The sequence below is a fragment of the Pseudomonas sp. NFACC25 genome (genome assembly GCF_900100935.1).
GTDB classification, from domain to species: domain Bacteria; phylum Pseudomonadota; class Gammaproteobacteria; order Pseudomonadales; family Pseudomonadaceae; genus Aquipseudomonas; species Aquipseudomonas marginalis.
Map to the genome: position 1 here is coordinate 92,514 of NZ_FMUC01000020.1, position 6,333 is coordinate 98,846.

Below are 6,333 nucleotides of genomic sequence, written 5' to 3' on the forward strand. Positions count from 1 at the left end.
ATTGCGCATGACGATTCAATCGCGGCTCAGCGAATTGACTGAAACGAGCATGGACGACGCTCAGCGCGCAGTGCTCAAGGACATTCTCGCGGGACCACGCGGGAACCTGGACGGCCCATTCCTGGCGTGGATTCAAAGCCCGGAACTGGCCAATCACGCGCAGCGCTTGGGGGCGTTCTGTCGGTATGGCACTCGGCTCGAACTGCGCCTGACCGAACTTGCGATCCTGTTCACTGCCGCCTGGTGGCAGTCCCAGGCGGAGTGGCAGATTCATGAGCCCATCGCACGTTCGGCGGGGGTGGCTGATGCGGTGATCGAGGCGTTGCGTGAGCGGGCGGTTCCGGTCTTTACGCGTGAGGACGAGCAACTGGTCTATCGGTTAGGCAAGACGTTGTACGAGACGCGTCGAATCGACGACGCGCTGTATGCGCAGGCGATCCAGGCGTTCGGGGAGCCCGCCGTGGTCGAATTGGTCGGGGTCTTCGGTTATTACGCCCTGGTGGCGATGACCCTGAATGTGTTTACCGTTCGCCGTGATACCGACACACCGCTTCCCTTTGCCGAACCTTGAACATCGAGCCCGCGGGCGCTAGCAGCGCCGTATCGCGGTTGATGCCGGCGGCGTCTCGACGTTGCCGGGCGTGGCGGTAGCACCGCGCCGCTGCAACAACTCAATACGGTCCGCCGGCACCAGCGTGCGCAAGGTCTTGTACAGCACCCGGGTTTCCAGCAGGTTCCACACCCGCAGCATGGTTTCCAGCGCATCCAGGGGTTTGCTGATGAAGTCCCGGGCGCCCAGGGCCAGGGCGCGCAGGCGTGTGTCGCGGGTGGCGTCGGCAGTGAGCACCAGGATCGGCAGGTATTCACCCTGGGGGATGCGCCGGTTGAGTTGCTCCAGCACGGCAAAGCCGTCGAATTCCGGCATGTGCAGGTCGAGGATCACCAGGTCCGGCTCGAAGCTGTTGAACAACTCCAGGGTGCGCAGTGGCTGGGTGCTGCTCAGCACGTTGGTCAGCCCTTCGCGCGCCAGCAGTTGCTCCACCAGGTCGAGGTTCGGGCGTTGGTCGTCGATGATCAGGATACGCAGGTCGAGGTTCACGCGGGCTCCGGAAAGGCTTGGTCGAGGTGGGCGAGAAACGCCGGCACGTTGATCGGTTTGTTCAATAACGCGGTGGCGCCGGCCTCCTGCAAGGCCTGGCGGGTAAGGTCGCTGGCGTCGGCGGTGATCATCAGCACCGGTGTGTCGCGGGTGATCGGTGACTGACGCAGGCGTTGCAGCACCTTCAAGCCATTGATGTCCGGCAGCGACACATCCAGCAGAATCAACTGGGGTGCGTGCTGCGCGGCGAGGTCCAGGCCCAGTTGGCCTTGCATGCTCGACAGCAGCCGTATGCCGGGCCGGCGTTGCAGCAGGGTTTCGATCAGCGCCAGGCTGGAGAGGTTGTCCTCGATGCACAACACCTTGCCCTCGAAGGTGTTGACGACGGGAGCTGGGCGCTTCAATTCGGTGTCTATGCCGGGCGTGGCAATACTCTGGGCGTGGGCCACGCGCACGAAGGGCAGTTCCAGGGTGAAGCGCGAACCGACGCCAGGCTGGCTCTGCACCTTGAGTCGGCCGTCCATGTTCTCCAGCAGGCTTTTACTCAGTGCCAGGCCCAGGCCGCTGCCTTCCACATTCGGGTCGGCCCCCAGGCGTTCGAAAGGCTTGAACAGTTGCCCCATATGATCGGCTGCGATGCCGTTGCCGGTATCGCACACAGCCACGCTGACTCGTTGTCCACGGATATCGACCTCAAGGCTCACCTGACCATCGCGCCGGTTGTATTTGATCGCATTGGACAGCAGGTTCAGCAGCACCTGGGTCAGGCGCTGGCGGTCGGCAACGATGCCCGTATCCGCCGCCAGTGCCGGCAGCGGCCGCAACTGCACGCCTGCGTCGGCGGCCATGGGCGACACCAGCGTCAGCGCCTCTTGCAAGGTGCCCGCCAGCGGGATCGGCACGATATTCAACGCCAGGCTTCCGGCCTCGATCTTGGCGATGTCCAACACCTCGTTGATCAGCGTGAGCAGGTGCTGGCCGGCGCGCAGAATGTGACCGACATCGGCCTTTTGCGCCTTGGGCGCGTCCATGTCCAGCAGTTGCGCAAAGCCCAGGATCGAGTTGAGCGGGGTCCGCAGTTCGTGGCTCATGCGCGACAGGAATTGGCTTTTGGCGCGGCTGGCGCGTTCGGCTTCCTCGCGGGCGGTGCGCAGGGCGATCTCCGCCGCGCGGCGGTCGGTGATGTCGCGGGTGATCTTGGAAAAACCGCGCAGGGCGCCGGTGCCGTCGTACTGCGCCGTGATCACCACGCTGGCCCAGAACCGCGTGCCGTCCTTGCGGCAGCGCCAGCCTTCTTCGGTGTAATCACCGTTGCGGGTGGCCTCGCGCAACGCCATGTCCGGGTGCTGCGGGCATTCCTGGGGCAGGTAGAACAGCGAGAAATGCTGGCCGATGATCTCCTGTTCGGTATAGCCCTTGATCCGCTCGGCGCCGTTGTTCCAGCTGGTGACATGGCCCGCCGTGTCGAGGGCGAAGATCCCGTAGTCCTTGACCCCATCGATGATCAGCCGCAAGCGTTCTTCGTTGTCGCGCAAGGCGCGCTCGCGCTCGGCCAGCAACAGTCCGGCCTCCACCAGGCTGGTGCCCAACTGGCCGATTTCGTCTTTTTCCGGCGGCTGTGGCAGCAGCGGCGAGCCCAGGGCCAGGCGCTGGGCATTGCGCTGCACATTCTGCACCCGGGCGACAATGCCCTTGGACAGAAACAGCACCGCGACAATCGCCCCGAACAACCCGCAGATCGCCGCCAACCAGGTCGACAGCAACAAGCGCTGGCGGGTCTCGGACGCAGCGGCGCTGCGCTCGGCCAGCAACGACGCCTCAAGGGTGAGCATGGTGCTGATGTGTTGGCGCAGGGCGTCGAGGATGTGCTTGTTGCTGATCAGGATGGCACTGATGGACTCCGGTGTGGCGTCGCTGTCCTTGAGCATTTCCTCCAGCCCGTCGACCTTGCCGTCGATCAGCGGCTTGATCGCGCTGAGCTGCTCGCGCACCCGTGGATCGCGCACGTTGCGGTCCAGTCGGTGCAGGGCCGACTCGATCTGGGGCTTGGCGTTCAGGTAGCTGGGCAGGAAGTCTTCGCGGCGGGTGAGCAGGTAACCGCGCACACTGGCGGCGGCTTCCGCGAGCAAGGTATGCACGGCCTGGATATCGCCTTGCACGCGTAAAACCCGGCGCACATCCTCTTCGGCACGGGCGGTCTGGCGTTCCGTGGTGTAGATCAGCACCAGGGACAGCAATAGCACCACCAGTGGCAGTGAAATCACCACCAGCGCCTTGCCGCGCAGCGGCAGGTCGGCCCAACGCTTTCTCATTTGGGCCGCCTCATGTGGGTGTCACCAGGCCCAAGGCGATGCCCCGCACGGCGGCCTGGGTACGGTCAGCCGCGCCGAGCTTGCCGATCACCCGCTCGACATGGGCCTTGGCCGTGCCGGTGGTAATGCCCAGGTGTTCGCCGATGGCGCGGTTGCTCATGCCGTTGGCGACCAGGCCGAGGACCTGGCGTTCCCGTGGGGTGAGCGGTTCGCCGGGGGCGGCACCGCTGGCCTGGCGTTCGGTCATGCGCCGCAACAGCCGGGCGCTGACCGCCGTGTTGAGCGCTTCGCCACCGGCGGCCACGTGTTGCAGCGCCTGGATCACCTCGGCGCGGCTGGCGTCTTTGAGCAAGTAGCCCACCGCACCGGCATTCATGGCCGCCTCCAGGTACTCGGGGCTGTCGTCCATGGTGAACATCACCACCTTCACCGCCGGCAGGCGTTGTTGCAGCAAGCGTGCGGCGCCCAGGCCATTGAGCCCGGGCATGCGAATGTCGAGGATGACAATATCCGGCAGCAGTTGCTCACACAGCTCCACCGCTTGCAGGCCATCGCTGGCCTGGCCGACCACCTCGAACTGCGGATGGCCGGCCAGCAGGGAGACAAAGCCGGTGCGCGTGACTTCATGGTCGTCCGCCAGCACCAGGCGCAGGACGTGGGTCATTGGGGGACTCCAATCAAGTGCGCAGGCACGCGCGCGTGCAGCCGGGTACCGCCGTCGACGGTGCTGACGCAGGTGAAGCTGCCGCCCAACAGGCTGGCGCGCTCCTGCATGGTGGCGAGGCCCAGATGCTGGGCGTCATCCGTTGATGGCTCTGCCTTGAAGCCTCGGCCATTGTCGTCCAGCCGCAGGGACGCCTGGCCGTCGTGCAGCGCCAGGGCCAGTTGCACCTGGCTGGCGCGCGCATGCTTGAGCACATTGTTGATGGCTTCCTGGCCGATCCGGAACAAGGCGATTTCCACCTGGCTGGGTAAGCGCGCCTCACAGTACGCCTGCCACACCACGTTGATGCCGGCGTCACGCAGGCGGTCGGCCTCCTTATCGAGGGCTTTGAACAAGCCGAAATCATCCAGCACCGTGGGACGCAGGCCCGCAATCAGTTGCCGGCCCTCGCCAACCGAGTGTTGGGCCAGGGTAAGAATCGCCTCGAGGTCGGCGGCCAATGCCTCCGGCAGCGGCGGGCAGCGCCCGGCAAAGCCTTGCAGCCGCTGGTGCAGGCCCGCCAGGGTTTGCGCCAGGCCATCGTGGAGGTCGTAGGCGACGCGCTTGCGTTCGTCTTCCTGGGCGCGGAGCAAGCGGTTGACCAGGTCGGACAGGGTTTTGTCGCGCAGCTTGAGGGTGCTCAGCAGCCGGTCGTTTTCCAGGTGGGCGGCCAGCAATGTGGCGAGCAGTTGCAGGGATTCGCTGTCTTCGTGCTCCGGCGCCCGCAGGCTGACGCTATTGCCCAGCACCAGTACACCAAAGGCATCGCCGTCACCGGCGCGCAACGGCACTTGCAAGACGCTGGGCACGTCCTCGGATGGCCGCTCCTGCCAACACGCCGTGCGCAGGCTGCGGTCGGCGAGGGCGGCCAGGCTGCCCAAGCGCGACGGGTTGCCATGGCGGGCGCTGGTATAGGCGATGCCCTCGGCGTCCCACTCCTGCAGCAGCCCGTGGTCCATGGCCAGAAACGCGCAGGCCCGCGCGAGCACGCGTTCGCGCATGGCGTCGGGGGGCAGTTGGCGCAACTCCTGGCCGGTATCCACCAACAGCCGCAGGCGCGCCGTACGACTTTGCGATTGGCGAAAGTGCGCGCGCATGGCCAGGGCGCTGCCGGGATCATGGGGCGTGTCATGCATGGTTGATGCTCCATTGCTGCGGGCGCGAGGGGGATCTATTAGACAGGGTCGGACCCCTTGGCGCTATCTGCCAAATGGCATAGGTAAATACCTCCGGTTGGCCGATGGCGGCCGGTGGGCAGGTTGGCAAAGTGGCCGCAACGACGACCACTGGAGTATCGCCATGAAATTCAAGATTGCCCCGATCGCCCTGATGTTTGCCCTGAGCGTACCGTTTGTTCATGCCGCCGAGACGGCCCCGTATGTCTACCGTGAAGTCGCCCAGGCGCCGGCCAATGTCAAAGACCGCGAGATTGCCGGTTTATTCGACCGCTGGAACAGCGCCCTGCAGACCGGCAACGTGAAATCCGTGGTCGACCTCTACGCGCCGGGCGCTGTGTTGCAGCCGACCGTGTCCAACCAGGTGCGCACGACGCCGGAGCAGATCACCGACTACTTCGACCACTTCCTGGCGCTCAAGCCGGTGGGCCAGATCAACTACCGCGAGATCCGCCAACTGGGCAGCAACGTGGCCATGGACAGTGGCGTCTACACCTTCACCCTGACCGAGTCGGATGGCAAGGTGCGTCAGGTGCAGGCGCGCTACACCTTCGTCTATGAGCAGGTGGGTGGCCAGTGGAAAATTCTTAACCATCATTCTTCGGCGATGCCTGAAGTCCAGGCCAAGCACGCCAAGCAGTAATGGTTGGAGGGAAAATGCCCATCCCTTACCGGGGGTGGGCATTTTTTTGTTGGGGCTGGGAGATTGTTCCTGTGACGGCTCGGGAACCGGCGCCTGTCTAACTGATGGTCCGCGACCTGAATGTGCGAGGGCGCTTGTCCCCCCGATGGCCATAGGTATCTACACAACTTTCAGCGGTCTGTGGCTTGCTTCCGTGGCGGCCTTAGAGCCGACCGGAGTTGGGTCTGGTGTACTGGGTAAATGTGGGAGGGGGCTTGCCCCCGATGAGGGAGTGTCAGTCACTTATTTTTTAACTGACCCGGCGCTATCGGGGGCAAGTCGAATCGTCGCACCGCCCCTCCCACATTTGGATCTCCACATATCAGCTAGAACTCGGTCTGCTTTTGCTCTGCTTTTGCTCT

Annotated in this window: 6 protein-coding genes; 2 read left to right on the forward strand and 4 right to left on the reverse strand. The window is 64.6% G+C overall.

Annotated elements, in window-relative coordinates; all coding sequences use genetic code 11:
* Window positions 1-7 precede the first annotated feature (7 nt).
* Window positions 8-571, forward strand: a complete 564-nt coding sequence (locus tag BLQ09_RS28850; RefSeq protein WP_027605670.1) for a carboxymuconolactone decarboxylase family protein — start codon at window positions 8-10, stop codon at window positions 569-571.
* Between the two features lie 18 nt (window positions 572-589).
* Here the strand turns inward: BLQ09_RS28850 and BLQ09_RS28855 are convergent, their stop codons facing one another.
* From BLQ09_RS28855 to BLQ09_RS28870, 4 genes are read right to left on the reverse strand one after another with little or no spacing between them, the layout of a single operon-like run.
* Entirely contained in the window at window positions 590-1,099 is a 510-nt protein-coding gene (locus BLQ09_RS28855; protein WP_027605671.1) for a response regulator, read from the reverse strand.
* The gene (locus BLQ09_RS28860) at window positions 1,096-3,411 is read right to left on the reverse strand and encodes an ATP-binding protein (RefSeq protein WP_092359466.1); all 2,316 of its coding nucleotides are present in this window, start codon (window positions 3,409-3,411) and stop codon (window positions 1,096-1,098) included. The genes BLQ09_RS28855 and BLQ09_RS28860 overlap by 4 nt, the downstream gene beginning before the upstream one ends.
* A 10-nt stretch (window positions 3,412-3,421) precedes the next feature.
* Complete coding sequence (locus BLQ09_RS28865; RefSeq protein ID WP_027605673.1) at window positions 3,422-4,075, reverse strand: response regulator; 654 nt, start codon at window positions 4,073-4,075, stop codon at window positions 3,422-3,424.
* The gene (locus tag BLQ09_RS28870; protein ID WP_027605674.1) at window positions 4,072-5,250 is read right to left on the reverse strand and encodes a sensor histidine kinase; all 1,179 of its coding nucleotides are present in this window, start codon (window positions 5,248-5,250) and stop codon (window positions 4,072-4,074) included. The genes BLQ09_RS28865 and BLQ09_RS28870 overlap by 4 nt, the downstream gene beginning before the upstream one ends.
* Window positions 5,251-5,413: 163 nt before the next feature.
* Between BLQ09_RS28870 and BLQ09_RS28875 the strand changes: the two genes are divergently transcribed.
* Entirely contained in the window at window positions 5,414-5,932 is a 519-nt protein-coding gene (locus BLQ09_RS28875; protein WP_027605675.1) for an SgcJ/EcaC family oxidoreductase, read from the forward strand.
* The last annotated feature ends 401 nt before the right edge of the window (window positions 5,933-6,333 follow it).